This window comes from Streptomyces luteosporeus, assembly GCF_039532865.1.
Lineage (GTDB): Bacteria > Actinomycetota > Actinomycetes > Streptomycetales > Streptomycetaceae > Streptomyces > Streptomyces luteosporeus.
Map to the genome: position 1 here is coordinate 12,875 of NZ_BAAASL010000028.1, position 26,171 is coordinate 39,045.

Annotated in this window: 27 protein-coding genes and 1 riboswitch; of the genes, 18 read left to right on the forward strand and 9 right to left on the reverse strand. The window is 73.5% G+C overall.

Annotated features, from left to right (window positions below; translation table 11 throughout):
- Positions 1-153: 153 nt before the first annotated feature.
- Positions 154-1,653, forward strand: coding sequence for a phytoene desaturase family protein (locus ABD361_RS27820; RefSeq protein WP_344439299.1), 1,500 nt, complete (start codon positions 154-156; stop codon positions 1,651-1,653).
- 26 nt (positions 1,654-1,679) lie between these two features.
- Here the strand turns inward: ABD361_RS27820 and ABD361_RS27825 are convergent, their stop codons facing one another.
- From ABD361_RS27825 to ABD361_RS27845, 5 genes are all read right to left on the reverse strand, one after another.
- Positions 1,680-2,618, reverse strand: coding sequence for a hypothetical protein (locus ABD361_RS27825; RefSeq protein ID WP_344439301.1), 939 nt, complete (start codon positions 2,616-2,618; stop codon positions 1,680-1,682).
- Positions 2,619-2,659: 41 nt separating this feature from the next.
- Entirely contained in the window at positions 2,660-3,577 is a 918-nt protein-coding gene (gene metF / locus ABD361_RS27830) for a methylenetetrahydrofolate reductase [NAD(P)H] (RefSeq protein WP_344439303.1), read from the reverse strand.
- A gap of 119 nt (positions 3,578-3,696) precedes the next feature.
- Positions 3,697-4,353, reverse strand: a complete 657-nt coding sequence (gene thiE, locus ABD361_RS27835; RefSeq protein WP_344439305.1) for a thiamine phosphate synthase — start codon at positions 4,351-4,353, stop codon at positions 3,697-3,699.
- Positions 4,354-4,480: 127 nt separating this feature from the next.
- Positions 4,481-4,846: an Rv2175c family DNA-binding protein gene (locus tag ABD361_RS27840; RefSeq protein ID WP_344439307.1), complete on the reverse strand. Its 366-nt coding sequence runs from the start codon at positions 4,844-4,846 to the stop codon at positions 4,481-4,483.
- 76 nt (positions 4,847-4,922) lie between these two features.
- The gene (locus ABD361_RS27845) at positions 4,923-6,173 is read right to left on the reverse strand and encodes an NAD(P)/FAD-dependent oxidoreductase (RefSeq protein ID WP_425583345.1); all 1,251 of its coding nucleotides are present in this window, start codon (positions 6,171-6,173) and stop codon (positions 4,923-4,925) included.
- A gap of 131 nt (positions 6,174-6,304) precedes the next feature.
- Positions 6,305-6,416: riboswitch (TPP riboswitch) on the forward strand.
- A 57-nt stretch (positions 6,417-6,473) separates the two neighbouring features.
- Between ABD361_RS27845 and thiO the strand changes: the two genes are divergently transcribed.
- The 3 genes from thiO to ABD361_RS27860 are packed head-to-tail and all read left to right on the forward strand — an operon-like array spanning position 6,474 to position 8,634.
- Positions 6,474-7,625: a glycine oxidase ThiO gene (thiO, locus tag ABD361_RS27850; protein WP_344439309.1), complete on the forward strand. Its 1,152-nt coding sequence runs from the start codon at positions 6,474-6,476 to the stop codon at positions 7,623-7,625.
- On the forward strand, positions 7,622-7,831 hold the full coding sequence (gene thiS, locus ABD361_RS27855; RefSeq protein ID WP_344439311.1) for a sulfur carrier protein ThiS: 210 nt from the start codon (positions 7,622-7,624) through the stop codon (positions 7,829-7,831). Before thiO ends, thiS begins: the two co-directional genes overlap by 4 nt.
- Positions 7,832-7,836: 5 nt before the next feature.
- Positions 7,837-8,634, forward strand: coding sequence for a thiazole synthase (locus ABD361_RS27860; protein ID WP_344439313.1), 798 nt, complete (start codon positions 7,837-7,839; stop codon positions 8,632-8,634).
- A gap of 6 nt (positions 8,635-8,640) precedes the next feature.
- Here the strand turns inward: ABD361_RS27860 and ABD361_RS27865 are convergent, their stop codons facing one another.
- Positions 8,641-9,111: an NUDIX domain-containing protein gene (locus ABD361_RS27865; RefSeq protein ID WP_344439315.1), complete on the reverse strand. Its 471-nt coding sequence runs from the start codon at positions 9,109-9,111 to the stop codon at positions 8,641-8,643.
- 72 nt (positions 9,112-9,183) lie between these two features.
- Here ABD361_RS27865 and ABD361_RS27870 point away from each other — a divergent pair, with 72 nt between their 5' ends.
- From ABD361_RS27870 to ABD361_RS27900, 7 genes are all read left to right on the forward strand, one after another.
- A complete protein-coding gene (locus ABD361_RS27870; RefSeq protein WP_344439317.1) occupies positions 9,184-10,398 on the forward strand; it encodes a helix-turn-helix domain-containing protein in 1,215 nt (404 codons plus the stop codon).
- Positions 10,399-10,551: 153 nt separating this feature from the next.
- Positions 10,552-10,980: an ATP-binding protein gene (locus ABD361_RS27875; protein WP_344439440.1), complete on the forward strand. Its 429-nt coding sequence runs from the start codon at positions 10,552-10,554 to the stop codon at positions 10,978-10,980.
- Complete coding sequence (locus ABD361_RS27880) at positions 10,980-11,201, forward strand: DUF7848 domain-containing protein (protein ID WP_344439319.1); 222 nt, start codon at positions 10,980-10,982, stop codon at positions 11,199-11,201. Before ABD361_RS27875 ends, ABD361_RS27880 begins: the two co-directional genes overlap by 1 nt.
- 23 nt (positions 11,202-11,224) lie before the next feature.
- Positions 11,225-11,359 carry a hypothetical protein gene (locus ABD361_RS27885; RefSeq protein ID WP_344439321.1) on the forward strand — a complete coding sequence of 45 codons (135 nt, stop codon included), beginning with the start codon at positions 11,225-11,227 and terminating at the stop codon, positions 11,357-11,359.
- Positions 11,360-11,363: 4 nt separating this feature from the next.
- Positions 11,364-11,552, forward strand: a complete 189-nt coding sequence (locus ABD361_RS27890) for a hypothetical protein (RefSeq protein ID WP_344439323.1) — start codon at positions 11,364-11,366, stop codon at positions 11,550-11,552.
- A 115-nt stretch (positions 11,553-11,667) separates the two neighbouring features.
- Complete coding sequence (pknB, locus tag ABD361_RS27895) at positions 11,668-13,653, forward strand: Stk1 family PASTA domain-containing Ser/Thr kinase (protein WP_344439325.1); 1,986 nt, start codon at positions 11,668-11,670, stop codon at positions 13,651-13,653.
- Positions 13,654-13,670: 17 nt separating this feature from the next.
- Complete coding sequence (locus ABD361_RS27900) at positions 13,671-14,531, forward strand: deoxyribonuclease IV (protein ID WP_344439442.1); 861 nt, start codon at positions 13,671-13,673, stop codon at positions 14,529-14,531.
- Positions 14,532-14,546: 15 nt separating this feature from the next.
- Here the strand turns inward: ABD361_RS27900 and ABD361_RS27905 are convergent, their stop codons facing one another.
- Both ABD361_RS27905 and ABD361_RS27910 read right to left on the reverse strand, forming a co-directional pair.
- A complete protein-coding gene (locus ABD361_RS27905; RefSeq protein ID WP_344439327.1) occupies positions 14,547-15,155 on the reverse strand; it encodes a hypothetical protein in 609 nt (202 codons plus the stop codon).
- Entirely contained in the window at positions 15,148-15,927 is a 780-nt protein-coding gene (locus ABD361_RS27910) for an alpha/beta hydrolase (RefSeq protein WP_425583346.1), read from the reverse strand. Before ABD361_RS27910 ends, ABD361_RS27905 begins: the two co-directional genes overlap by 8 nt.
- Before the next feature lie 139 nt (positions 15,928-16,066).
- Between ABD361_RS27910 and ABD361_RS27915 the strand changes: the two genes are divergently transcribed.
- The 4 genes from ABD361_RS27915 to ABD361_RS27930 are packed head-to-tail and all read left to right on the forward strand — an operon-like array spanning position 16,067 to position 19,873.
- Positions 16,067-16,831, forward strand: a complete 765-nt coding sequence (locus ABD361_RS27915; RefSeq protein WP_344439444.1) for a lysophospholipid acyltransferase family protein — start codon at positions 16,067-16,069, stop codon at positions 16,829-16,831.
- Positions 16,832-16,882: 51 nt separating this feature from the next.
- The gene (gene macS, locus ABD361_RS27920) at positions 16,883-18,127 is read left to right on the forward strand and encodes a MacS family sensor histidine kinase (protein WP_344439329.1); all 1,245 of its coding nucleotides are present in this window, start codon (positions 16,883-16,885) and stop codon (positions 18,125-18,127) included.
- On the forward strand, positions 18,124-18,789 hold the full coding sequence (locus ABD361_RS27925) for a response regulator (RefSeq protein WP_344439331.1): 666 nt from the start codon (positions 18,124-18,126) through the stop codon (positions 18,787-18,789). Before macS ends, ABD361_RS27925 begins: the two co-directional genes overlap by 4 nt.
- Positions 18,790-18,841: 52 nt before the next feature.
- Positions 18,842-19,873, forward strand: a complete 1,032-nt coding sequence (locus ABD361_RS27930) for a 6-phosphofructokinase (RefSeq protein WP_344439333.1) — start codon at positions 18,842-18,844, stop codon at positions 19,871-19,873.
- 82 nt (positions 19,874-19,955) lie between these two features.
- Here ABD361_RS27930 and ABD361_RS27935 read toward each other — a convergent pair whose 3' ends face one another.
- Positions 19,956-20,273 carry a hypothetical protein gene (locus ABD361_RS27935; RefSeq protein ID WP_344439334.1) on the reverse strand — a complete coding sequence of 106 codons (318 nt, stop codon included), beginning with the start codon at positions 20,271-20,273 and terminating at the stop codon, positions 19,956-19,958.
- Between the two features lie 379 nt (positions 20,274-20,652).
- Here ABD361_RS27935 and ABD361_RS27940 point away from each other — a divergent pair, with 379 nt between their 5' ends.
- The 3 genes from ABD361_RS27940 to ABD361_RS27950 all read left to right on the forward strand — a co-directional run bounded on the left by ABD361_RS27940 (position 20,653) and on the right by ABD361_RS27950 (position 26,169).
- The gene (locus tag ABD361_RS27940) at positions 20,653-21,777 is read left to right on the forward strand and encodes a carbohydrate binding domain-containing protein (protein WP_344439335.1); all 1,125 of its coding nucleotides are present in this window, start codon (positions 20,653-20,655) and stop codon (positions 21,775-21,777) included.
- 511 nt (positions 21,778-22,288) lie between these two features.
- Positions 22,289-23,137: a glycosyltransferase gene (locus ABD361_RS27945; protein WP_344439337.1), complete on the forward strand. Its 849-nt coding sequence runs from the start codon at positions 22,289-22,291 to the stop codon at positions 23,135-23,137.
- A complete protein-coding gene (locus tag ABD361_RS27950; protein ID WP_344439339.1) occupies positions 23,134-26,169 on the forward strand; it encodes a glycosyltransferase family 4 protein in 3,036 nt (1,011 codons plus the stop codon). The genes ABD361_RS27945 and ABD361_RS27950 overlap by 4 nt, the downstream gene beginning before the upstream one ends.
- Positions 26,170-26,171: the final 2 nt, after the last annotated feature.

Here is a 26,171-nt window from a genome sequence, read left to right on the forward strand (position 1 = left end):
CGCCCCGTGCCGGCGGGCGCCGGCCCCGGCGGTTCCCTTTCCGCGGGCTCCACTCTCGCGCACCGGCCGGGGCCGGCCCATCCGCGCACGTACTCATCCGCGGGCCTGAGTACGGGTACTCAGACGCCTCCGGCCTGCGGATAGAGTCGGCGCATGGCACGGATTGTGGTGATCGGCGCCGGGATGGGCGCGATGGCCGCCGCCGCCCGGCTCGCCGTCGCGGGTCACCGGGTGGCGGTGTACGAGCGGTCGGGTACGTACGGCGGCGGCCTGGGACGCCTGGCGCGGGACGGGTTCGTCTTCGACACGGGGCCGGGGCTGCTGCACCTGCCGGCCGTCTACCGGGACCTGTTCGTCAAGACGGGCAAGGAGTCCCTGGAGCAGAGCCTGGAGATGGTCCAGGTCGACCCGGCCGCCCGGCACGTCTTCGCCGACGGCACCTCCTTCGCCCTGCCGGACGCCTCCCGTGCCGGTGTCGTGGCCGCCCTGGACGCCGCCGTCGGCGCCGGGGCCGGCGAGCGCTGGAGCGAGCTGATGGTCCGTGCCCGCGAGGTGTGGGACGCCACGCGCCGGCCGCTGCTGGAGGAGCCGCTGCGGCCCGAGCGCGTCGGGCCCCTGGGGCAGGACCCCTATCCGGCGCCGCGCCGGCGCGGGCTGCTGCGGCGCGCTGCGCCCGCCACGCTGGCGCAGGTGGGCGCGCGGGAGTTGAAGGATCCCCGCCTGGTGGCGCTGCTGGAGGGCCACGCCCTGGCCCACGGCCTGGATCCGCGCACCGCGCCCGCGAGCGCGACCGTGCTGCCGTACATGGAGCAGACCTTCGGCACCTGGTACGTGCGCGGTGGGCTGCGCGGCCTGGCGGAGGCCCTGTACGAGCGGTGCCGGGCGCGGCGCGTGGAGTTCTTCTTCGGTGCCGAGGCCGTGGACGTGGTGGAGAAGGACGGCAGGGCGGCCGGGGTGCGCCTGGCCGGCGGTGAGGTCATTGAGGCGGACGCGGTCGTCGCGGGCGTGGCGCCCGAGCGGCTCGCGGCGCTCGCCCCGGGCGCCGGCCAGCCGGCGGGGCCGGTGGCGGCGGGCCGGTTCAGCGTGTTCCTGGCCCTGCGCGGCGCGCGGCCTGCGGGTACGGCGCACCGCACGGTGGTGCACGCCCCGGACCGGGCCGCGGAGCTGGAGGGCGTCTTCGGCGCGCGCGGCGGGACCGCCCACCTGCCGACGGTGACCGTGCTGCGCCCCGACGACGCGGGCACCCGCCCGGACGACGGCCACGAAGCGGTGACGCTGACCGCGACGGTGGCCCCGCAGGGCCGCGGCGTGGACTGGACGGACGCGGCGACGGCCGCCGCGTGGGCCCAGCGGATGATCGAGGCCGCCGGGGCGGCGGTCGAGGATCTGGGCGAGCGGGTGCTGTGGCGCGAGGTGCGCACCCCCGCGGACACCGAGCGCGGGACGGGCGCCGCGGGCGGCGGGGTGCCCGCGCCCGTACTGGCCGGTGCGCAAGGCGCGTTCCTGCGGCCGGGCACGGCGACGCCGCTGCCCGGGCTGTACCGGGTGGGCGGGTTCGCCCATCCCGGCGGCGGGCTCGCGCACGCCGGGATGTCGGGGGCCCTGGCGGCCGGGCTGATCGTGGAGGGCGCCGGCTTCCGCGGCTCGCAGTGAGGCCCGGCGGCCGGTAGGTCAGCAGGTCAGTAGCGGTAGGGCTGTTCGTCGTGGCCCTGCCCCTGGCCGGGCAGGTGCTGCGGCGGGTAGGGCGGCTGCTGGCCGGCCTGCGGGGCCGCGTCGGTGTCGCGCTGCTGCGGCACCCACACGCCGCCGGGCGGGGTGTCCATGTCGTAGCGCTGCCCCCCGTAGGGGCCCTGGCCGTAGGCGCCCTGGCCGTAGCCGCCGGAGCCGTAGCCCTGCTGCGGGTACGGCTGCTGCTGGCCGTAGGCGTCGTACTGGTCGTAGGCCGGGGCGCGGTTGCCGATGTAGGGGTCGGAGTACGAGGCGTACTGGCCCTGCCCATAGTCGAACTGGCCGGCCGGGACGCCGTCGTGGGCAGGGGTCTCCGCGGCGGGCTGCCGGCCGTAGTCGTAGCCGCCCTGGCCGGTGGCCGGGTAGCCCGTCGGGTGGGGCTGCTCGGCGGTCGGCTGCTGGGGCACGCCCGCGTCCAGGACCGGGTCGAGCAGCGCGGTGGCCTCGGCGGCCGGGGGCTCCTGGACGGCGGTGAGGGCACCGGGGCCGCCGGCCGGCAGGGTGACGTCGGGGGCGGCTGCGGCCGGCGCGGGGGCGGCTGCGCCGCGGCGCTCGCCCTTGCGGCGCCGCCCGGCGCGGGCCGCCGCGCGGCCGCCGGGGGCCGGGGCGGCGGGGGGCGGGGCGTCGGGCGCGTCCCCGCGGCGCAGGGCCCAGCCCATGGTGAAGCCGCGGCGGAAGGAGAGCGTGACGAAGGTCTGGCCCACGGCGAAGGCGATCGCGCCCACGACGATGACGGCCACGGACGGGAAGACCACGCCCGCGACCACCCCGAGGAATCCGGTGAAGGCGAGCAGCCGCCAGCGCAGGCGTGCCTTGTACTGCAGCAGCACCTCGGCCAGCAGCCAGAGCGCGACAACACCGAACGCGATGTAGAGGACCGTCCAGCCCATTAACGCCCCTCTCGTTCGGCCCGCCGCTCGCCGGCCGGCCTTTAGGACCGCTGGTGCAGTCCCAGATTCTCGTAGATTTCCAACGTCGCCGTGGAGTGGTTCAGGGTAATGAAGTGCAACCCGGGAATCTCCTCGGCCATCAACCGGGCACACAACCGGGTCGCGTACTCGATCCCGACCGAGCGTACAGCGGCCGCGTCGCCTTGCACCGCGAGGATCCGCTCGGCGAGGTCCGAGGGGAACGTCGCGTTGCTGAGCTGTGCGAATCGTTCGATCTGGCGGACGTTGGTGACCGGCATGATCTCCGGGATGATCGGGGTGTCGCAGCCGGCGGCGGCCACCCGGTCGCGCAGCCTGAGGTAGTCCTCGGCGTGGAAGAACATCTGGGTGATGGCGAAATCGGCACCGGCCCGGCATTTGGCCACGAAATGCCGGACGTCCGTCTCCCAGTCGGTGGAGCGCGGGTGCATCTCGGGGAAGGCGGCCACGCCCACGCAGAAGTCGCCCGACTCCTTGATCAGCCGCACCAGCTCGGCGGCGTAGCGCACGCCCTGGGGGTGGCGCACCCACTCGCCCATGGGGTCGCCGGGCGGATCGCCGCGCAGGGCGAGCATGTTGCGGATGCCCACGTCCGCGTACTGCCCGATGACGTTGCGCAGCTCGGCGACCGAGTGGTTGACGGCCGTCAGGTGGGCGACGGGGGTGAGGGTGGTGTCGGTGGCGATGCGCTCGGTGGCCCGGACGGTGCCCTCGCGCGAGGAGCCGCCGGCGCCGTAGGTCACGGAGACGAAGGTGGGTGCCACCGCTTCGATGCGCCGGATGGCGTTCCACAGCGTCCGCTCGCCCTTTTCCGAGCGGGGCGCGGCGAACTCGAAGGAGTACGAACGCTCGCCCGAGGCGAGCAGCTCACGGATGGTGGGCGCGTGGTCCGTCCTGGTGGACGCTGTGCCAAGGGCCATACCGGCAAGTTAACCCGCGCTACGACCCGGCCCCAACCGTGTTCGGCCTTATGTCCGATTCGCCGTTGGTGATCCGTCAATCGTCCCAGTACGTGGACAGGCCGCGTACCGGGAACCGGTCACAGGTCGTAGGCGCGGATGCGCCGAGCGAGGTCGGCGGCGGCCGCACCCGGGTCGTCCGCCTCGGTGATCGCCCGCACCACGACGACCCGCCGGGCGCCGGCGTCGAGCACCTGCTCCAGGTTGCCCGCGTCGATGCCGCCGATGGCGAACCAGGGCCGCTCGCTCCCCAGCGCCGCCGCATGGCGGACCAGGGACAGGCCCGGGGCATGGCGGCCGGGCTTGGTCGGGGTGGGCCAGCAGGGGCCGGTGCAGAAGTAGTCCACGCCGGGCTCGGCCACGGCCGCCTCGACCTCGGCCTCGGCGTGCGTGGAGCGGCCGATCAGCACGTCGGGCCCCAGGATCGCCCGGGCCGCGGGCACCGGCAGGTCGCCCTGGCCCAGGTGCAGGATGTCCGAGCCGGCCGCGTGCGCGACGTCGGCGCGGTCGTTGACGGCCAGCAGCCGGCCGTGCCGGCGCGCCGCCTCGGCGAAGACGGCGATGTGCTCCAGCTCCTCGCCGGCCTCCATGCCCTTGTCGCGCAGCTGGATCGCGTCCACCCCACAGGAGAGGACGGCGTCGAGGAACTCCGGCAGGTCGCCCTGGCGCTTGCGGGCGTCCGTGCACAGGTACAGCCGGGCGTTGGCGAGCCGCTCGCGTGCTGCGGCGAGGGACATGGGCGGTGGCTCCCCCCGGTCGGCGGCAGTACGGGCCCGGGGCGCGCTGCCCCGGGCCCGTACGCCGGACGGTGTCAGTGGTTCTGGTGATGCAGGTCGTACTGCTCGGGCTGGTGGTGCGGGTGGCTCAGACGGCCAGCGCCTGGGCCCGGCGCTTGACCTCCGTGCCGCGATTCTCCCGCAGCGCGTCGGCCGGGGTGCCGGGCAGGGTCGGGTCGGGGGTGAAGAGCCACTCCAGCATCTCCTCGTCGCTGAAGCCGTCGTCCCGCAGCAGCGTCAAGGTCCCGGCGAGGCCCTTGACCACCTTGCCCTCGCCGATGAAGGCGGCGGGCACCATGAGCACTCGGTTCTCGCCCCGGCGGACGGCGATCAGCTGGCCCTCCTTGACCAGCTGCCGCACGCGCGTCACCTCGACACCGAGCTTCTCGGCGATGTCGGGGAGGTTGAGCCAGGCAGGAACGAGAGCATCGATCTTCGTGTCAATCTCGGTCACAGGGACAAGCCTGCCATCCGGGACTGACAGCCGGTAGCCGGGTTGACCCGAGCCGGGGCCGCAAGTCGCCCGCAGGTCACTCCACCGGACGCCCGGCGGGGGTCAGCACGGCCGCCTTCAGGGGCACGGTGGCGTCCTGCGCCTTGTGCCGGTCCAGGGCGGCGCCCTGCTCGACGAGCTTGCGGCCCTGGGCCAGGTCACGCGGCCGCCCCACGGCCAGCAGCGCCACCAGGACGTCCCCGCGCAGCCAGCACGCCGTCCAGGCCGCGCCCTGCGGATCGCCGCGCCACAGCAGCTCGTCACCGGGCGCCCGGTGCCCGGCGTACTGCACGAAGCGCCCGAACTGCTCGGACCAGAAGTAGGGCACCGGGTCGTAGACCGGGCTCTCCTCGGGGCCGTGGACGATGTTCGCGGCCACCGTGCGCGGGCCCTGCAGGGCGTTGTCCCAGTGGTGCACCATCAGCCGCTCGCCGTAGCGGGCGGAGGGGAAGGAGGCGCAGTCGCCGACCGCGTACACCCCGGGCAGCGAGGTGCGCAGCCGCTCGTCGGCGCGCACCGAGCGGTCCTCGGCGAGCTCGACGCCCGAGCCGGCCAGCCAGCCCGTGGCCGGCCGGGCGCCGATGCCCACGACCACCGCGTCGGCGGGCAGCCGGGTGCCGTCGGCCAGGACGACCGCGCCGGCCTCCACGGCCGTCACCGGCGTCCCGGTCAGCAGCCGCACGCCGCTCTCCTCGTACCAGGCGGCCATGGGCGCCGCGACCTCCGGCGGCAGCGCCCCCGGCAGCACCTGGCCGGCGGCCTCCACCACCGTCACCTCGCAGCCCGCCTCGCGGGCGGCCGTGGCGAACTCCGCGCCGATCCAGCCCGCCCCCACCGCGACGAAGCGGCGCCGCTCGGTCAGCAGCGGGCGCAGCAGCGCCGCGTCGTCGAAGGTGCGCAGGACGTGCACGCCCGGCACGTCCTCGCTGCCGGGCAGGGCCACCGCCTCGGCGCCGGTGGCGATGACCAGGATGTCGTAGGGCACCTCTCCCGCCGGGGTGAGCACCGTGCGCTCCCCGGCGCGCAGCCCGGTGGCCCCGGTGCCCAGGCGCACGTCGATGCCGAGCGAGCCGAAGTCCACGGCGAAGGCGGAGTCCTCGGCGGTGCCCAGCAGCACGGCCTTGGACAGCGGGGGGCGGTCGTAGGGCGGGTGGGGCTCGGCGCCCAGCAGCGTGATGCTGCCGGTCCAGCCCTGTTCGCGCAGGGCCACGGCGGTCTGCACGCCCGCCATGCCCGCTCCGACGATGACGACGCGGCGGTCACCGGAAGTGTTCGTCTGCTCGCTCACCCGATCAACTGTAGGCCCGCGGGCCACGCGCGCCGGAGCACCCGTCGGCGAGACCTCTGACACAGCGTCACCCCCGCCGGGCGCGCCGCCGCCTTCCGGGCGGCCCGCGGCCCGTACTAGGGTGGCAGGCTGCAAGCACTCGCGGGAGCCCGGCGCACCGGGCTGAGAGGGAGGCTGGACGGCCTCCGACCGTACGAACCTGATCCGGGTCATGCCGGCGAAGGGAGGGGCTGGACGCCCATGCACGCTGCGAACGGCACGTCCGACACGTCCTGTCATTCCGACACGTCGTGTCATGACGTGTCCTGTGACGTCCTGGTCATCGGCGGCGGAATCATCGGCCTGGTCACGGCCTGGCGCGCCGCACAGCGCGGCCTCGCCACCGCCGTGGCCGACCCGGAGCCCGGCGGCGGCGCGGCACGCGTGGCCGCCGGCATGCTCGCCGCCGTCACCGAACTGCACTACGGCGAGGAGAGGCTGCTCGCCCTCAACCTCGCGTCCGCCCGCCGCTTCCCGGCCTTCACCGCGGAACTGCACGAGGCCACCGGCCTCGACACCGGCTACCGCGCCTGCGGCACCCTCGCCGTCGCGCTCGACGCCGACGACCGGGCCCACCTGAAGGAACTGCACGCCCTCCAGCAGCGCTGCGGCCTGGACTCCCAGTGGCTGTCCGGGCGCGAGTGCCGCCGGCTGGAGCCCATGCTCGCCCCCTCCGTCCAGGGCGGCCTGCGGGTCGACGGCGACCACCAGACCGACCCCCGGCGCCTGGCCGGCGCCCTGCTCGTCGCCTGCGAGCGGGCCGGGGTGACCTTCCACCGCTCCCCCGCCGTCCGGGCCCTGCTCGCCCGCGGCCGGGCCGCCGGCGCCGAGCTCGCCGACGGCACCCGCATCGCCGCCGAGCGGACCGTGCTGGCCGCCGGCAGCCACAGCGGCCGCCTCGCCGGCCTGCCCGAGGAGGTCCTGCCCCCCGTACGGCCCGTCAAGGGCCAGGTGCTGCGGCTGCGCATACCCGGCCCGTACCGGCCGTTCCTCTCCCGCACCGTACGGGCCGTGGTGCGCGGCGGCCACGTCTACCTCGTCCCGCGCGAGAACGGCGAGCTCGTCGTCGGCGCCACCACCGAGGAACAGGGCTGGGACACCACCGTCACCGCCGGCGGCGTCTACGAACTGCTGCGCGACGCCCACGAACTGGTGCCCGGCATCACCGAACTGCCCCTGGTGGAGACCCTCGCCGGGCTGCGCCCCGGCTCCCCCGACAACGCCCCGCTGCTCGGCCCCACCGCCCTGCCCGGCCTGCACCTCGCCACCGGCCACCACCGCAACGGCGTCCTGCTCACCCCCGTCACCGGCGACGTCATGGCCGAGGTCCTCACCGAGGGACGGCTGCCCGCGGAAGCCCGCCCCTTCTCCCCCCTCCGCTTCACCCCCGCACTCCAGGAGCAGCCCGCATGACCACCCACGTCATCAGCGTCAACGGCGAGCGCCGGGCCGTCCCGGCCGGCACCACCCTCGACGGCCTGGTGGCCACCCTCACCGCGGCGCACAGCGGCGTCGCCGCCGCCGTCAACGAGACCGTCGTGCCGCGCGGCCAGTGGCCGCGGACCACCCTCGGCGAGGGCGACCGCGTCGAGGTCCTCACCGCGGTCCAGGGAGGCTGACCCCCATGGCGGACGACCTGCTCACCATCGCCGACACCACCTTCACCTCCCGCCTCATCATGGGCACCGGCGGCGCCCCCAGCCTGGAGGTCCTCGAACGCGCCCTCCTCGCCTCCGGCACCGAACTGACCACCGTCGCCATGCGCCGCCTCGACGCCACCGTCCGCGGCTCGGTCCTCTCCGTCCTGGAGAAGCACGACATCCGCGTCCTGCCCAACACCGCCGGCTGCTTCACCGCCGGCGAGGCCGTCCTCACCGCCCGCCTCGCCCGCGAGGCCCTGGGCACCGACTGGGTCAAACTGGAGGTCATCGCCGACGAGCGCACCCTCCTGCCCGACCCCATCGAACTCCTGGACGCCGCCGAGATCCTCGTCGACGACGGCTTCACCGTGCTGCCCTACACCAACGACGACCCCGTCCTCGCCCGCAAACTGGAGGACGTCGGCTGCGCCGCGATCATGCCCCTGGGCGCCCCCATCGGCTCCGGCCTGGGCATCCGCAACCCCCACAACTTCCAGCTGATCACCGAACGCGCCACGGTCCCGGTGATCCTCGACGCAGGAGCCGGCACGGCCTCCGACGCCGCCCTGGCCATGGAGCTCGGCTGCGCCGCAGTGATGCTCGCCTCGGCGGTCACCCGCGCCCAGGAACCCGTCCTGATGGCGGAAGCGATGCGCCACGCGGTCGAGGCCGGCCGCCTCGCCCACCGCGCAGGCCGCATCCCCCGCCGCCACTTCGCCGAGGCCTCCTCCCCGACGGAGGGCCTGGCAACCCTGGACCCGGAACGTCCGGCGTTCGCGTGAGGCGCCTCAGACGGGCTGCCCGTGTTCGAGGTACAGGGGGTGAGCCTGCGCTCGTGCCTTGATCGCACGCCCGACCCTGCGGGCGAGGCGGGGAATCAGCAGCTCGTCCAGGGCGTCGGTGGGGTGGAACTCGGCGGCCAGCAGTTCATCGGGGGCAAGCTTGATCGCCCTCACCTCCTCGGCGCCGAGCCGGCCACCGTCGAAGACGTACAGCACCTTGTCGCCTTCGGCGTCGCTCGGAGCCCAGTCGACGACGAGGAGGGAGCCGATCGACGGCGAGATGCCGAGCTCCTCGCCCACTTCGCGCCGGCACGCGCTCAGGGGTGATTCCCCCGCCTCGACGTACCCGCCGGGGATCTCCCACTTCGGCTTGTACGACGGACGGACCAGCAGCACGTGGCCCTGCTCGTCGAAGAACAGGGCGCCTGCCGCCATGCGCGGGCGTGCCATGCGTCGTTCGTGCTCGTTCTCGGTCATGACCCGAGCCTACGGAGACGGGCCGGTCAGGCTGTGCCACGAGGTAGCCAGGGGAGGGCAACGATGCGAGGCATGACCGATCACCTCACGTTCGGGCAGCGCGTGCGGTTCTACCGTGAACGACGAGAGCTGAACCGGCAGGAGCTCGCCGAATTGCTGGGCCGGTCGCAGGACTGGCTCTACCGGGTCGAGACGGACAGGCTCCCGGTCAACAGCATCCGGACCCGGACGGATCTCGCCGACGTCCTGCGCGTGCACTTGGAGGACCTGCAGGGATCCCCGGCCCTGCTGGAGGATCACGCGAACGACCAAGGCAGCGTGCCGGCAATCCGGGCCGCTCTCATGCAGTCTCGGCGGTTGTCCGGCAACCTTTTCGACCGCCGGGAGGTCCCCCGCCTGGAGCGGATCCAAGTAGAGGTCGACCGCGCGTGGACGCTCTACCAGGGTTCCGAGTACGCCCGGCTCGGCGAAGTCCTGCCCGGCCTGCTGGCCGACACGAGGCTGGCGCTGCACAGCCATCGCACAGGCCGTGAGCAGGGGAAGGCCCGGCGAGGCTTCGCCCTGGCCCTCCACGTGACGGCCGTCTACCTGCGAAAGCTCGGCGAAACCAATCTGGCGTGGACGGCGATCGACCAGGGCGACATGGCCGCGAGCGAACTCGGCGATCCCGTGGTGACACTCGCGGTGCGGCGCGGCGTCGCACACGTCCAGCTGGGTGCCGGCCTCGCGGAGGAAGCCGTGCGCGTCACTCAGGACGCAGCAAACGATGTCAGTGCTGCCTGGTGGCGCTCGTCGCCCGAGGCCGTGTCCGTGTACGGGACGCTGTTCCTCGGCGGGGCCATAGCAGCAGCCCGCTCGGGAGACCGCGCCTTGTCCAGCGAGATGCTGCGTCGTGCTCAGGAAGCCGCCGATCGGCTGGGGGCCGACAGAAACGACATGTGGACGTCGTTCGGCCCGGCCAACGTCGAGATCCACCGGCTGGCGACGGCCTTGGAGTTCGAGAAGGTCGACGAGGCACTGGCATTGGTTACCCGGCCGCAGGCCGGGCGACTGGCCGCGGGCCTGCCCGTCGAGCGCCAGGCCCGCTTCCGTCTGGACATGGCACGGACGTACGGCGAAGCCCACCGGCTCGACGACGCGCTCACCCATCTGAAGCGCGCGTTCAGGACCGCGCCCGAGCAGATCCGCGCGCACGGCTTCGCGCGTGATCTGGCCCGCCGCCTGGCCAAGCAGACACGTCGTCGCGATGTCCATGAGCTGGCCGTGCGGCTGGGAGCCATGAAGTAGGGCTCGGATCCAGGGCTTTCGAGACCTCGGAAAAAATTTCCGGGTTTCCGTCTGCACGCCCTCTACGTTCGCTCGCGTCACCTACCCGTGTTCTCGAAGGATGGTCGGGACGTGAGCAGTCCGAGCCCAGTGGTCAGTAGACGCACAGCGGACGTGAGGCGTGTACGGCGATGGAAGCGTCACCCGAGATCGGTCGCCCTGGCACGTGCCGAATTGCGTGCGGCCCTGAGGGACTGGGGCCTCGCGGAAATCGAGGATTCCGCGGTGCTGGTGCTGTCCGAGCTGGTGAGCAACGCGGTCCGGTGGGCTCGGGCCCCGGTCGGCCGAGAGATCGAGACGTCCTTCTGCCGCGGGGCCGGTGGCGTCCGTATCGCTGTGGACGACGCGGACGAGACACGGCCGCGGCTGCGCCCCGGAGACGGGACGGGCGGCCGGGGCCTCGCCCTGGTGGAAGAGCTGTCCTCTCGCTGGGGCGTGCAGAGCCGCCGGGGTGTCGGCAAGTCGGTCTGGGCGGTGGTGACGGTCCCGGGCGGCACATGGATGGCTCCCTGGGACGGCCACAACAGGCGGGAGTCACTCTGATGGACAGCTGGAAGTCCCTTCGCGAACGCTGGCGCCTGGTGCCGGAGGCCTTGAAGCCGCGGAGCTACCGGACGAAGTGCGTGACCTGCGGAGAAGTGTCGGCGGATGAGGCGACCTCCGCGATGTCGGAGTTGTGGGCTCTGCATCATTTCGAGCACAACCCCGGGCATGCCGGATACCACCACGTCACGGCCTACTACACGACAGCCCAGAAGTGTTGATGACCAGGAAGGAGCACGGGACCATGGGAAAGAAGAACGAGGACGACTGGGACCCGCAGGAGAACCAGGACACCGCCACCGACCCCGACACCCGCGTGTCCCAGAACGGCGACGTCTGGTCGTCCGCTGCGGACGACGAGGAGCGCGAGAGGAAGTAGCCCCGTGATCCACGGCGAGCACCTGGCGAAGGACCTGCGGCGTGATCACGGCTTCGTCCACATCGGCCGCACCAGGGACGGCCAAGCCGTGATCATGCGCAAGGGGAACCGCTGGACCGTCGTCCCCCTGCGGCTGCTGACTCCGGAAGCCGTGGAGACGATCAAGGCTCAGGCGGAGCTCGGCCCCGCCTGAGCCGTGGCGCCGGGGCCCCCGAAGACCCTGCTCCTGTCACTGTTCGGCTGCAGAAAGGGCGTGCGGGCCGAAGGCCCTGCAGGGGGGCGCGGCTCGGCTCGTAGACTCGTGTGCCGTGGATACGACCCTGCCGGACCCCCTCGTCGACCAGCTGCTCGACGGCCGCTACCGCGTCGAGGCGCGTGTCGCCGTGGGCGGCATGGCCACGGTGTACCGCGCCCTGGACACCCGGCTGGACCGTGTGCTGGCCCTGAAGGTCATGCACCCTTCCCTCGCCGCCGACGGGGCGTTCGTGGAGCGCTTCATCCGGGAGGCCCGGGCCGTGGCGCGGCTCGACCATCCCAATGTGGTGGGGGTCTTCGACCAGGGCACCGACGGCCGGTACGTCTACCTGGCCATGGAGTACGTCGCCGGCTGCACCCTGCGCGACGTCCTGCGCGAGCGCGGCGCCCTGCGTCCGCGGGCCGCGCTCGACGTGGCCGAGCCGGTGCTCGCGGCGCTGGGCGCCGCGCACCGGGCCGGGCTGGTGCACCGGGACATGAAGCCGGAGAACGTGCTGATCGGCGACGACGGCCGGGTCAAGGTCGCCGACTTCGGCCTGGTGCGGACGGTGGACACCAACACCTCCAGCAGCACCGGTTCCGTGCTGGGCACCGTCTCCTACCTCGCCCCGGAGCAGATCGAGCACGGCACGGCCGACACCCGTGCCGACGTCTACGCCTGCGGCGTGGTGCTGTACGAGATGCTCACCGGCGCCAAGCCGCACACCGGCGGCACGCCCGCGCAGATCCTCTACCAGCACCTGCACGAGGACGTGCCCGCGCCGTCGCAGGCCGTGCCGGGCCTCGCGCCCGGGCTGGACGCGCTGGTCGCCGCGGCGACCGCGCGGGACGCGGAGCTGCGGCCGGTCGACGCCGCGGCCCTGCTGGCGCAGGTCCGGCAGGTGCGGGCGGGTCTGGACGACGCGCAGCTCGACCTGGTGCCGCCGGGTGCCCGGACGCCCGAGCAGGGCACGGGCCCGCAGCCGGCCGGTTCCGAGGACCGTACGAGCGTGATCCCGCGCCCCGTGCCGGCGGAGGAGGCCACGAGCGTGATCCCGCGCGTCGTGCCGGCCGACACCGGCATCAACCGGACGACCCGCATCGAGCTGCCGGTCACGCCGCCCCCCGCACCGCCCGCGGAGCCGCCCGTCCCCGCGCGTGCGCGGCCCGGCCGCCCGCGGCTGTGGCTGCTGGCGGCGGCCGGTGCGCTGCTGGCGATCCTGGCCGGGACCGGCATCTGGTACATCAACTCCGGCCAGTTCACCGCCGTACCCGCCGTGCTGGACATGACCCAGGCCAAGGCCGAGCAGGAGCTGGACAAGGCCGGCCTGGAGATCAGCGTGAAGCAGGCGTTCAGCGACACCGTCGAGCGTGGGCACGTCATCGCCACCGACCCCAGGCCGGGCCAGAAGATCCGCAACACCGGCAAGGTGACGGTGACCGTCTCCCGCGGGCCGCAGAAGGCCGAGGTGCCGAACGTCGCGGGGATGACCTTCGACCAGGCCAAGAAGAGGATCGAGGACCAGGGCCTGGCGGTCGGCGACGTCACCAAGCAGTTCAGCAACGAGACCCCGAAGGACTCGGTGCTCTCCACCGACCCCGCGCCGGGTACGCAGCTGCGGCCGGAGTCGCAGGTGGCGCTCGTGGTCAGCAAGGGACGCCAGATCTCCGTGCCGGACGTCACCGGGCTGTCCGTCGCGGACGCCACCGCCCGGCTGCGGGACGCGGGCCTGGCGGTGAAGGTGGCGGACGAGCAGGTCTTCTCCGACAAGCCCAAGGGCGCCGTGGCCCAGCAGACGCCGGGCAAGGGGCAGACCGCCGGCGAGGGCGACGAGATCACGGTGACGGTCTCCAAGGGCAAGGAGATGGTGATCGTCCCGGACGTCACGGGCCGCAGCGAGGCCGAGGCCAGGAAGATCCTGCAGGGCGCCGGTTTCCAGGTGCAGGTCGACCGCCCGTTCTTCTTCCCGCGCGACTCCGTCGAGGCCCAGTCGGTGCGCCCCGGCGACCAGGCGGCCAAGGGCGACACGATCGTGATCCGGATGAAGGGCGGCCTGTGAGCGCCGTGACGCGTCAGTTGCGCAATCCCGTCGGCGGCCACATCCCCGTGGCCGGCGGGCTGGCCAGGACGGGCCTGCCGTACGCCCGCGAGATGGGCGCCGAGGCCGTGCAGGTCTTCGTCGCCAATCCGCGCGGCTGGGCGACGCCGCCGGGCAGCCCCGCCCAGGATGAGGCGTTCCGCGCCGCGTGCGCGGCCGAGGAGCTGCCCGTCTACGTCCACGCCCCCTACCTGATCAACTTCGGTTCGCACACCGAGGCCACCGTCGAGCGGTCGGTCGCGTCCCTGCGCCACTCGCTGCGCCGGGGCCGGGAGATCGGTGCGCTGGGCGTGGTGGTGCACACCGGTTCGGCGACCGGCGGCCGAGGCCGGCAGGCGGCGCTGGCCCAGGTGCACGAGCGGCTGCTGCCGCTGCTGGCGGAGCTCACCCACGACGACGATCCGCGGCTGCTGCTGGAGCCGACGGCCGGCCAGGGGGCGTCGCTGTGTTCCCTGGTGGCCGACCTCGGTCCGTACTTCGAGGCGCTGGAGCACCACCCGAAGCTGGGCGTGTGCCTGGACACCTGCCACCTCTTCGCGGCCGGCCACGACCTCGCCGGGCCGGGCGGGGTGAAGGCCATGCTGGACGAGCTGGTGTCCGTGGTGGGCGAGGGCCGGCTGGGGCTGATCCACGCCAACGACTCCAAGGACGTCGTCGGTGCCCACAAGGACCGGCACGCCAACATCGGCGCCGGGCACATCGGCGCGGAGCCCTTCGGGGAGCTCTTCGCGCACCCGGAGACGGCGGGCGTGCCGCTGACGATCGAGACGCCGGGCGGCAAGGAGGGGCACGCCGCGGACGTGGCCCGGCTCAAGGCCCTGCGGGACGAGCGGGTCTGAGCTCCCGGACGACGCCTAGACGACGGCTCCGCGGCCCGGGTCGTCGTCCTCGTCGTCGCCGTCCTTCATGCGCAGCACGAGCGTGGCGAAGCCGCCGAGGAAGCCGCCGACGCCCAGCGTGGTGATCCACCAGGTGAGCTCCTGGCGCAGCAGCACCATCACGAGCAGCAGCAACGGGCCGCCGAGCACCGCGATCCAGGCGAAGCGGGAGGTGGTGTCGCCGGTCGGCAGCGGGGGCGGCTCCGGGGGGACGAAGTGGCCCTCGTCGTCCGCGTCGCCCGCCTTCTGTGCCGGATCCGCCGGGCTCCAGTCCCGCGGGCCCGGCGAGGCGGCGGCGCGCACGGTGGGGCCGCTGTCGGTGGGCGGGGCGGCCGGGGCGGCGGGGGTGGTGCCGGGGTCCTCCGGGGAGCGGTCCGCCGTGGGGCCGGCCTCCTCCGTACGCTCCGCCGTGCGGTGGCCGGAACCGGTCGTGGTCGGCTCGTCGTCGCCGCCGGTCGCGGGCCACAGGCCCTTCTCGGGGTCGGGCTGCTCGCCGTAGGCGGCGACGAGCTCGGCCCAGGCGCGGTCCTCGTCGAGGGGGTCGCGGCTGTCGTCGCGGTCGCGGCCCGCGTCGGGCTCAGCCATGAGCGGCCGCCCCGGGCAGCTCGGCGGCCGTGGTGAGCCGGCCGATGAACGCGTACGTCTCCTCGAAGATCTGCGGTGCGTCGTGGTCGAGGGTGGCCACGTGGTAGCTGTTCTCCAGCAGCCGCTCGGTGACGTCGAGGGAGGAGACGCGGGCCAGGATGCGCGCGGAGTCGGCCGGCGGCACCACGTGGTCCTGGGGGCTGTGCATCAGCAGCAACGGCTGGGTCACCTGGGGCAGTTCGCGGTCGAGCTGCTGCAGGAAGCGGCGGAAGGAGTACGCGGCGTGCAGCGGAACCCGGTCGTAGCCGGTCTCGGTCACGCCGGGCTTGGCTATGTCGCTGGCGATGCCCTTGGTCGTGGGCATCAGGTGGCGCACCACCGGCAGGGCGCGGGCCGCCAGGCCGTGCACCTTGTTGGCCGGGTTGACCAGCGCGATGCCGGAGATCGCGTCGCCGTGGTGGGCCGCCAGCCGCAGGGTGAGCGCGCCGCCCATCGACAGGCCGCACACGAAGACCTGCGTGCAGCGCTCCCGCAGCCGCCACAGCTCGCGGTCGACCTCGGCGTACCAGTCCTGCCAGCCCGTGATCGCCATGTCCTGCCAGCGCGTGCCGTGCCCGGGAAGCAGCGGCAGGGACACCGTCAGGCCCCGCTCCGCGAGATAATCGGCCCAGGGCCGGACGGACTGCGGGGAACCGGTGAAGCCGTGACACACAAGGACGCCGACCTCTCCGCCCTCATGGCGGAACGGCTCGGCTCCGGGGAGGAGCAGCACCGGGATCTCCGATCGAAGCAACGGGACAACGGACACGAGGGGCTTTGAGCCCTCAGCCTACGCGGAGCGCCGCACGGGGGGTAGGCAGGTTAAGGTCTCCTCGTCACACACAGGAGGTTCTCGGTTGTTCTACGGCGCTATGAAGCTGTCCATCGGCGGGTCGCTGAAGCTTGCCTTCCGGCCGTGGGTGGAGGGGCTGGAGAACGTACCGGCCGAGGGGCCCGCGATCCTCGCGAGCAACCATCTGTCCTTCTCGGATTCCTTCTTCCTTCCCGCGGTGCTGGACCGCAAGATCACGTTCATCGCCAAGCAGGAGTACTTCACCTCCCCCGGGGTCAAGGGCAAGCTGACGGCGGCGTTCTTCAAGGGCGTCGGCCAGCTGCCCGTGGACCGCTCGGGTGCGCGCGGGGCCGGCGAGGCCGCGATCAAGAGCGGCATCGAGGTGCTGGAGCGCGGTGAGCTCTTCGGCATCTACCCGGAGGGCACCCGTTCCCCCGACGGCCGTCTCTACCGCGGCAAGCCCGGCGGTCTGGCCCGGGTGGCCCTGGCCACGGGCGCCCCGGTGATCCCGGTGGCGATGATCGACACGGAGAAGGTGCAGCCGCCGGGGAAGGTCCTGCCGAAGATGATCCGGCCGGGCATCCGCATCGGCAAGCCGCTGGACTTCAGCCGCTACCACGGCATGGACGGCGACCGCTTCATCCTCCGCTCGGTGACCGACGAGGTCATGTACGAGATCATGAAGCTGTCCGGCCAGGAGTACGTGGACATCTACGCGACCGCCGCCAAGCGGCAGATCGCGGAGGAGGCCAAGCGCAAGGCCGAGGAGGAGAAGGCGGCGAAGGCCGCCGGCCTCGACAAGGACAGCACGAAGGACAGTACGAAGGACAGCGGCGAGCAGTAGGCCGCGGACGGCCGGCACGGCACGGCGGCCGCCCGGCAGGGGGGTCGTTTCATGTCACGGGGCACCGCAGGGCGCCCGCGCGTCGTACGGATGTCGGTGGAGCTGCCGCTGTGGCGCGCGCTGACCGGCTACCGCATCCTGGGCCTGGCCTACGCGCTCGGGCTGTTCGCCCTGAACCGCCACGAGTACGCCCATCCCCTCGGGGCCGCGCTCTACATGGGCGTACTGACCGTGTGGACGGCGCTGACCTGGAACAGGGTCACCTCCGCGGAGCGCTGCACCAGGCCCTTCCTCGTCACCGACCTGGCCGTCGCGCTGACGGGCATCCTGCTCACCCCGCTGCTGGACACCGCCGAGCGCATCGACGCAGGCGCGGCCACCCTGCCGTCCATCTGGACCTGCGGGCCGGTACTGGGCCTGGCCATCAAGGGCGGCTGGCGCTGGGCGGCGGCCGGCTCGACGCTCGTCGCGGTCGTCAACCTCGTCGAGCGCGGCAGCCCGGCCCGGGACACCGTGCACAACGTCGTCCTGGTGTGGGTCGCCTCCATCGCCATCGGCTACATCGTCGAGGTCGCCCGGGCCAGTGAGCGCACCCTGGCCCGCGCCCTGCAGATCGAGGCCGCCACCCGCGAGCGGGAGCGGCTGGCCCGCGACATCCACGACGGCGTCCTGCAGGTGCTGGCCATGGTCCAGCGGCGCGGCGCGCAGATCGGCGGCGAGGCGGCGGAGCTCGGCCGGATGGCCGGCGAGCAGGAGATCGCCCTGCGCACCCTGATCGCCGGCGGCCTGGTGCCCCCGCAGCGCTCGGCCGCCCAGCTCGCCGAGGACGCCGCCCTCGTACGGACCGTGGCCGCCGGCACCGCCCCGGGCCCCGCGCCCGCGCCCCCGGCCGGCCCCTGCGACGTACGGGCGCTGCTCGCGCCGCACGCCTCGGGCCGCATCACCGTCTCCGCGCCCGGCACCCCGGTGCTGCTGGAGGCGGCCGCGGCCGCCGAGCTGGCCGCCGCCGTCGGCGCCGCCCTGGACAACGTCGCCAAGCACGCCGGCGAGGACGCCCACGCCTGGATCCTGCTGGAGGACGAACCGGACGAGGTGATCGTCACCGTGCGCGACGACGGCCCCGGCATCCCCGAGGGCCGCCTGGCCGACGCCGAGCGCGAGGGGCGGATGGGCGTGGCGCTGTCCATCCGCGGCCGGCTGCGCGACCTCGGCGGCACGGCCGAACTCATCTCCGTGCCCGGCCAGGGCACGGAAGTCGAACTGAAGGTTCCCCGGGGGAGCGAGAACGAGGCATGAGCACAGAGGCAATCAAGGTGATGGTCGTCGACGACCACCCCATGTGGCGCGACGCGGTCGCCCGCGACCTGGCCGCCGCCGGCCACGAGATCGTGGCCACCGCCGGCGACGGCCCGCAGGCCGTGCGCCGGGCGAAGGCCACCGCCCCGGACGTGCTGGTGCTCGACCTGAACCTGCCCGGCCTGCCCGGCGTCGCCGTCTGCAAGGAGCTCGTCGGCGAGCTGCCCGGGCTGCGCGTGCTGGTGCTCTCCGCCAGCGGCGAGCACGCCGACGTCCTGGAGGCCGTGAAGTCCGGGGCCACCGGCTACCTGCTGAAGTCCGCCAGCACCCAGGAGCTGCTGGACGCCGTGGCCCGCACCGCCGCGGGCGACCCCGTCTTCACCCCGGGCCTGGCCGGCCTCGTCCTCGGCGAGTACCGCCGGCTGGCCGCCGCCCCGGCCCCCGCCGCCGACGAGCCCGGCACGCCCCGGCTGACCGACCGGGAGACCGAGGTGCTGCGCCTGGTCGCCAAGGGCCTGTCGTACAAGCAGATCGCCGAACGGCTGGTTATTTCCCACCGGACGGTGCAGAACCATGTGCAGAACACCTTGGGCAAGCTCCAGCTGCACAACCGCGTGGAGCTCGTCCGCTACGCGATAGAGCGAGGCCTCGACGACGCCTGAGCGCCCTGCGTGCCCCCGGGTGTCGTCCCCGGCGAAGGGGAGGGTGTCCGGCATGCGGATCGGAGTGCTCACAGGAGGCGGCGACTGCCCCGGACTCAACGCGGTCATCCGCGCGGTCGTCCGCAGGGGCGTCCAGGACTACGGCTACGACTTCATCGGCTTCAGGGACGGCTGGCGCGGGCCGCTGACCGGCGCCGCCGTCCCGCTCGGCATCCCCGCCGTCCGCGGCATCCTGCCGCGCGGCGGCACGATCCTCGGCTCCTCGCGCACCAACCCGTTCAAGGAGCCCGACGGGGCGCGCCGCATCACCGGCACCCTCGCCGAGCAGGCGGTGGACGCCCTGATCGCCATCGGCGGCGAGGACACCCTCGGCGTGGCGGCCCGGCTGCACGACGAGTACGGCGTGCGCTGCGTCGGCGTGCCCAAGACCATCGACAACGACCTGTCCGCCACGGACTACACCTTCGGCTTCGACACCGCCGTCAACATCGCCACCGAGGCCATCGACCGGCTGCACACCACGGCCGAGTCGCACATGCGCGTCCTGGTCGTCGAGGTGATGGGCCGGCACGCCGGCTGGATCGCCCTGCACTCCGGCCTGGCCGGCGGCGCGAACGTCATCCTCGTCCCCGAGCAGCGCTTCGACGTCGACGAGGTCTGCGGCTGGGTCACCTCCCGCTTCCGCGCCAGCTACGCACCGATCGTGGTGGTCGCCGAGGGCGCGATGCCGCACGACGGCGACCTCGTCCTCAAGGACGCGGCCGCCCTCGACTCCTTCGGCCACGTCCGCCTGTCGGGCGTCGGCGAGTGGCTGGCCAAGGAGATCGAACGCCGCACGGGCAAGGAGGCCCGCACCACGGTCCTGGGCCACGTCCAACGCGGCGGCACGCCCAGCGCGTTCGACCGCTGGCTGGCGACGCGCTTCGGCCTGCACGCGATCACGGCGGTACGGGACGGCGCCTTCGGGCAGATGGTGGCGCTGCGGGGCACGGACGTGGTGCGGGTGCCCCTGGCGGAGGCGACGGCGCGGCTGAAGACGGTGCCGCTGGAGGTCTACGAGGAGGCGAAGGTCTTCTTCGGCTGAGAGGCGTTCACTCACACGAGGGACGGCAAGCACGGGCGAAGGCCCCGCCCGGGGTGCGGGCGGGGCCTTCGGCGGTGCGGGATCAGGAGCTCACGAGGTCCGCGATGACCAGGGCCGTGACGGTGCCGCGGAAGGCCCAGCCGGGGTTCTTCGCGGGGTCGGGGTGGTTACGGCGCCAGAGCGTCAGCCGGACCTGACCGTCCTCGTCCGTGTCCTCGCTATGGACGATCTCCAGGCCCACCTGGTCGAGCGCCATCGGCGTCCAGCTCGGGTTGCCGTTCTCCAGCACCTCGAGCGAGTACGACTGGAGCGCCACGTTGAAGACGGGCCTCCCCTTCTCATCCTGGCGGATCTTGCCGGGGATCGTGAATCCCTGCTTGGCGGTGTAGGAATTCGCCATGGGAGCGCGATCCACCTCGAACTTGACGCGCTTGAATGCGATGGCCATCGTTTCCCCCCTCATTCGGGTCGGACGTGCTGACGACGTCATTGCTAGCACGGATTCCCGGGGGCCTGTCACATCGGGGAAACACCCACGGGCTGGTTTCCGGACGCCTGCCCCATTCACGATGTCGCTGGTGAAGTGCCCTTGACGAGCAATCCGGTAATCGCTATTCGCCCGCAAGGGATTACGGAGATCCATTCCCGCCGGCATTCGACCGAAGGCTGGCTTGATGCATTCGGCATGTAACGAAACGATCGGTTTCGGTTTGCGTTCTTCGGGGCGCTCATGGGTAACGTCTCCTCCTGTCCGGGTCATTCGAGAGGAAGGCAGAAAAATGGCACTCACCATCAGGCAGGGCTTTGTGCCGCACACCCTGCAGCCCGGCGGAAAGGGCACGTTCACCATCGATGTGGCCTCGGATGTCGTCATCAGTGGCCAGAAGGAATGGATAGCCGTGACGTTCCCGGACGGCGTCACGTTCCCGGAAGGGGGCGTGGTCCGGTACATCGCCGACGGAACGAAGATCAACGACGTGCTCGAGTCCACCTGGGACCCCCACAGCCGGCAACTGCGTTTCCAGAGCGAGTTACACCTGAACGACGGCACTCCGCGGCAGAACGGCTTCTACTCGATCGACGTGCAGGCCCGTCCCGACGCGGCGCCGGGCCTGCGCAAGCTGGCGAACGCCATCGAGATCGCCGGCGTGAAGGCCGACGTGGAGTTCGAAATCGTCTCGCCCCGGCCCGCCGAGAACCTGATCAAGAACGGCGGTTTCGGCGACGTTCCCTTCAAGCCCGACGGGAAGTGGACGCCCAACCAGGGCGTGCTCTACGCGCGGAAGGCTTCCGCCCTCGACTGGTGGAGCGTGGGCACGTACCAGGGCAAGGGCGTATGGGCCCCGTCCCGGACGGGCGCCCCCGGCGAGCTCGTCGACGTGATCAACGGTGACGCGGACGGCCATTTCCCGGAGGACAAGGAGCGCCCGTTCGTCGCCGGCGAGAACATCGTCGACGTCAACGGCGCCAATACCTGCGGCTACATCGAGCAGGCCGTCACGGTGACCGCCGGCACGTGGTACGAGCTGTCGTTCCACACCGGATACCACCTGGTGAAGGACGACCCCACCGCGCCCACGTACCTGCACGCCGACGTGCGGTACGGGGAGGCGGGCGCCGAGACCGTCCTGGTCGAGGAGGACTACGTGCAGTACTACACCGGAAGGAACGGCATCTCCTCCCAGGACCCCGGCAGGAAGCTCAACAAGCCGGGCTGGCGAAAGCGCCGGCTGCGCTTCCTGGTTCCGGACGGCGTCGGCCAGGTGACGGTGCGATTCGCCAACCCCGGGCCTTCGGGATTCAACCCCGAACTGTTCGCGAACCCCGGTGGCAGCAACGGAATGCTCGTCGCCCACGTGGGCCTGGTGCCTTCCGCTCCCGACCCGTACGCCGCTCGTCGGTGAAAACCCGAGCCGGTGGCCCGCCACGCGTGCGGTGGGCCGCCGGCTCCGCCGTTCCCGGCAACTGTGGACATGCCGGCTCCTTTCAACTGGAGGGCAGCGCGGCGGGCCAGTCTTGTGGTGCGTCGAGGCACCGTCAAACCGGCCCTCGGCGAATCATCGTTTTCGAGCCTCGCCCCGCTGCCGGTCCCCCCTGCTGAAGGCCCACTTGACAGCGGATCGGAGGGGAGGATATTCCGCGCGGGATTTCTGGCGGTGACACGACCGACCGCGCCGCGCCCCGGCCCACCGCGGGTCATGGCGACCGGAAAACACCGACTCCGGTTTGTGTGCGGCGATACGGCCCTGGGAATGTCTGCTCGTACCGGGCGGCGAGAGGAAGCATGTGCTCCGCCACCTGCGCATCAATGGATCGTTCAGCAGCCATTTGCTCGTCCACGGTTTGCTGGAAGCGTCGGCCAGTGCGTGTCCGATGCCCCGCAGCCCGCGCCCCTCGCAAAAGGAGCTTTCTGCAGTGGAACGTCCCCGCACGGCAGGTGAAGGCCAGGACGCCCGCGTCCCGTTACCGGCCGCCGGATCCGCCCCGGCCGCCACCGCCACCGCCGTCGACCTCGAACTCGTCATCCCCGCCTACAACGAGGAGAACCGGCTCGCCCCCACCGTCACGGCCCTGGCCGAGCATGTGCGCGGCATGCCGCTGACGGCCGCGCTGCGCGTCATCGACAACGGCAGCAGCGACCGCACCGCCGAATGCGTCGACCGCCTCGCCGCGTCCGGCATTCCCATCACTGTGACCGGCTGCTCCCGCCGTGGCAAGGGTGCTGCCGTGGCCCGCGGAATGGTGACCACGAACGCCCGGTGGGTGGGATTCTGCGACGCCGACCTCGCCACACCCGCCGCTGCCGTCGACGACGCGGTCCGTCTCCTGCGCGACGGCTGGCAGGTCGTCGTCGGCTCCCGGCGCTGCGCCGGGGCGCGGATCCCCGTGCGGCAGCCGGCCCTGCGCCGGCTGGGCGGGGCCGGGTTCCGGCTGGCGACGCGGCGGTTCTCCGGACCGGTCAAGGACACCCAGTGCGGCTTCAAGTTCTTCGAGGCCACAGCCGCGCGCCGCATCTTCTCCTCCGTGACCACCAGCGGCTTCGCCTTCGACCTCGAGGTGATCGCGCGGGCCCGGGCCCTCGGGCTGAGCCTGACCGAGTTCCCGGTCGTCTGGAGCGACCGGGAAGGCTCCAGCTTCCGGCCGTTCGCCGACGGCCGCCGCGTGGCCGGGGAGCTGTGGCGGCTGCACCGCACCCTGCACCGCCGGCCGCCCCGCCTCGTACGCCGCGCCCCCACCGCCCGTACGGCGAAGGAGGCGGGATGAACGCGGGCACGACCCCCCTCATCGCCCTGCACGACGCCTTCCCCGCCGTCGCCGACTGGCGCGGTCGCCACGTCGTGGTGTGCAACTGGCGCGACGGCCGCCACCCCCGGGCCGGCGGCGCCGAGCTGTACTGCGAGGAGGTCGCCCGGCACCTGACCGGGGCGGGCGTCCGCGTCACCTACCTGACCGCCCGTCCCCGCGGCTCCGCCCGCCGCGAGGCCACCGGCCTCGGCACCGTCGTGCGCGGTGGCGGCCGGTTCACCGTCTACCCGTTCGTCCTGCTGTGGCTGCTGCTGCACCGCCGCTCCGTGGCCGCCGTCATCGACTCCCAGAACGGCATCCCCTTCTTCACCCCCCTCGCGCTGCGCCGCCGCACCCCCGTGGCCCTGCTCGTCCACCACGTGCACCAGGGCCAGTTCGCCCTGTGGTTCCCCCGGCCCGTCGCCGCGCTGGGCCGCTGGCTGGAGAGCCGGGGCAGTGCCCTGGTGTACGGGCGGCGCGCGGTGTGCGCCGTCTCGCCGTCCACCCGGGCCGACATCCGCCGGCGGCTCGGCCTGCGCGGCCCGGTGCACCTGGCCCCGGCCGGCCTCGAACCCCCGCCGCCCGCGCCGGGGCCGCGGCGGCGGGCCGCGACACCGCGCATCGTCTGCGTCGGCCGGCTCGTCCCCCAGAAGCGGGTCGACCGGCTGGTGCGCGCGATGCCCGCGCTGCGCCGCGAACTGCCGGGCGCCGAGCTGCACATCGTCGGCGACGGCGAGGCCGGCGAGGAGCTGCGGGCGCTCGTGGCCGAGCTCGCGGCCGGCGACTTCGTCGTCCTGCACGGCCGCGTCCCGCCCGGGCAGCGCGACGCTCTCGTCGCCTCCGCCTGGATCACCGCCACCGCCTCGCTCGCCGAGGGCTGGGGACTGTCGGTGGTCGAGGCCGCGGCCGCCGGGGTGCCCGCGCTGGCGTACGACGTGCCCGGGCTGCGCGACACCATCCGCCCCGGCGTCACCGGCTGGCTCCTGAGCACCGACGACGACCTGGCGGCCGGCCTGGCCAAGGCGCTGCGCACCGTCGAGGCGCCGCAGGACGCCGCCCGCTGGGAGGCGGAGTGCCGCGGGTGGGCGGCCCGTTTCGGCTGGGCCGCCACCGCCGGCCACCTGCTGGCCGCCCTGAGCGCCGAGGTCGGCCGGCTCGGCCGGCCGCGCCGGGGCGCACTGCGCCGCCGGGCCGCCGAGCGGCGCACCGTCACCGACGCGTGCACCCTGGTCACCGCCCCCGCAGCCGTCCTCGAACGCGCCGACCTGGCCTCGCTGCGCACCACCGACCTCGTCGACCTCACCGGCCCCCGCCCGGGCCTGCTGCTGGTCGGCGCCGACGAGCACGACGCGGCGGCGGTCCTGGCCCGCATCGGCGTGGACCCCGCGGACCCGGGCGTGTCCGTACGCCTGGCGCGGCACACCGACGCCCTCGGCTGGCAGGCCCACCCCCCTGCCCGGGCGCGGCGGCATGAGACGGGCCGCCGCCGCGCCGACCGAGCCGCCGGCCCCGGCGTCCTCCTCGCGCTCCTCGCCCTCTTCGCCCTCGCCTCGGCCCTGAGGCTGGCCTGCGTGTCCCGCTCCTACGACGTGTTCGTCGACGAGCTGTACTACACGGCCATCGGCCGCAACCTCGCCGACGGCCAAGGGCCGGTCTTCGACGGGCGGTTCTTCGCCCTCCACCCGCCCGCCCTGTTCGCCGTGCTCGCCGCGTTCCTGCGCATCACCGGCGACGTCTCCGGCGACCTGCTGCAGCAGGTGCTCGACCTGCGGCCCGTCGTGGCCGTCACCGGGGCCGTGGGCGTCGTGGCCGTCACCGCGCTGCTGCGCCGTACGGTCCGCGGCCCGCTGGCGGTCGCCGCCGGGCTGTTCCTCGCCCTCGACCCCTTCCTCAACCGCTTCGACAGCCGCGTCATGCTCGAGGCCCAGGCCACCGCCGCCGCGGCGCTCGGCATGCTCGTCCTGGCCCGCACCCCCGCCACCGCCCGCGGCCGCGCCGCCGCGGGCACCGGCGCGGGGCTGCTGTTCGCCCTTGCGATCACCACCAAGGAGCCGTACGCGCTGGGCACGTTCGTGCCCGTCGCCGCCCTGGGCCTGGCCGCCCGTGGCGCGGTGCGGCGGATGCGGCTGACGGCGGCCGCCGTCGCCCTCGCCGGCTACACGGCGTACGTGGTGACGACGGCGGCCACCGGGAACTGGCCCGCCTGGTGGGCGCAGAAGACCGACGGCATCGCCCGGGCGCTCGGTCTCAAACAGATCAGCGGCTTCAACAGCACCGACGGCACCGTCTCGTTCGCCGACCGGCTGCTGGTCCAGCTCGGCCACTTCGCCGTGCCCTACGCCCTGATCGCCCTCGGCACCGCGGCCGTCGCCGCACTGCTGTGGTGCCGGGTCCGGCGGCCGGGGCTGTTCGCCGGCGATCCGGGGCGCACGCTGATCACGGCGTGGGCGGCGTGCACCCTGCTGCACCTGATGTACGCGGTGGCCGTCGGCACCCTTGAGGAGCAGATGTTCTACCCCCTCGTGGTGACCAGCACCGCGGCCCTCGCGCTCGCCCTCGACCTCGTCCTGCCCTCCGGGCGCGCGGCCCGCCGCGCCGCGAGTCGTACGCTCGCCGCCCTCGCGGCCCTCGCCCTCGCCGTCGACGCCGTGGTGTGGGTGCGCGTGCACACCCGGCACGACGACGCCCTGCGGCGCACCCTGGCCTGGTCCCGTACGCACCTGCCGCGCGGCAGCGTGGTCGCGGCCACCGACGAGGGCACCTCCTTCGTCCTGCCCGGCGCCCGGCTGGCCGACTGGCGCACCCCCGCGGACCTCGCCGGCGCACGCGCGGACTACCTCGTGCTCTCCACCGAGCTGGCGCAGCAGGGCTACGCCCGGATCGGCTCCCGTCTGCGCGCCGTGGTCGAGCGCGAGGCCCCGCTCGTCCACAGCGAAGCCGGCACCACCACGGGGGCGCTGCGCGTGTACGACGTACGGGCGCTGGCCGCCGGCCACCGGGCGGCGGGGTGACG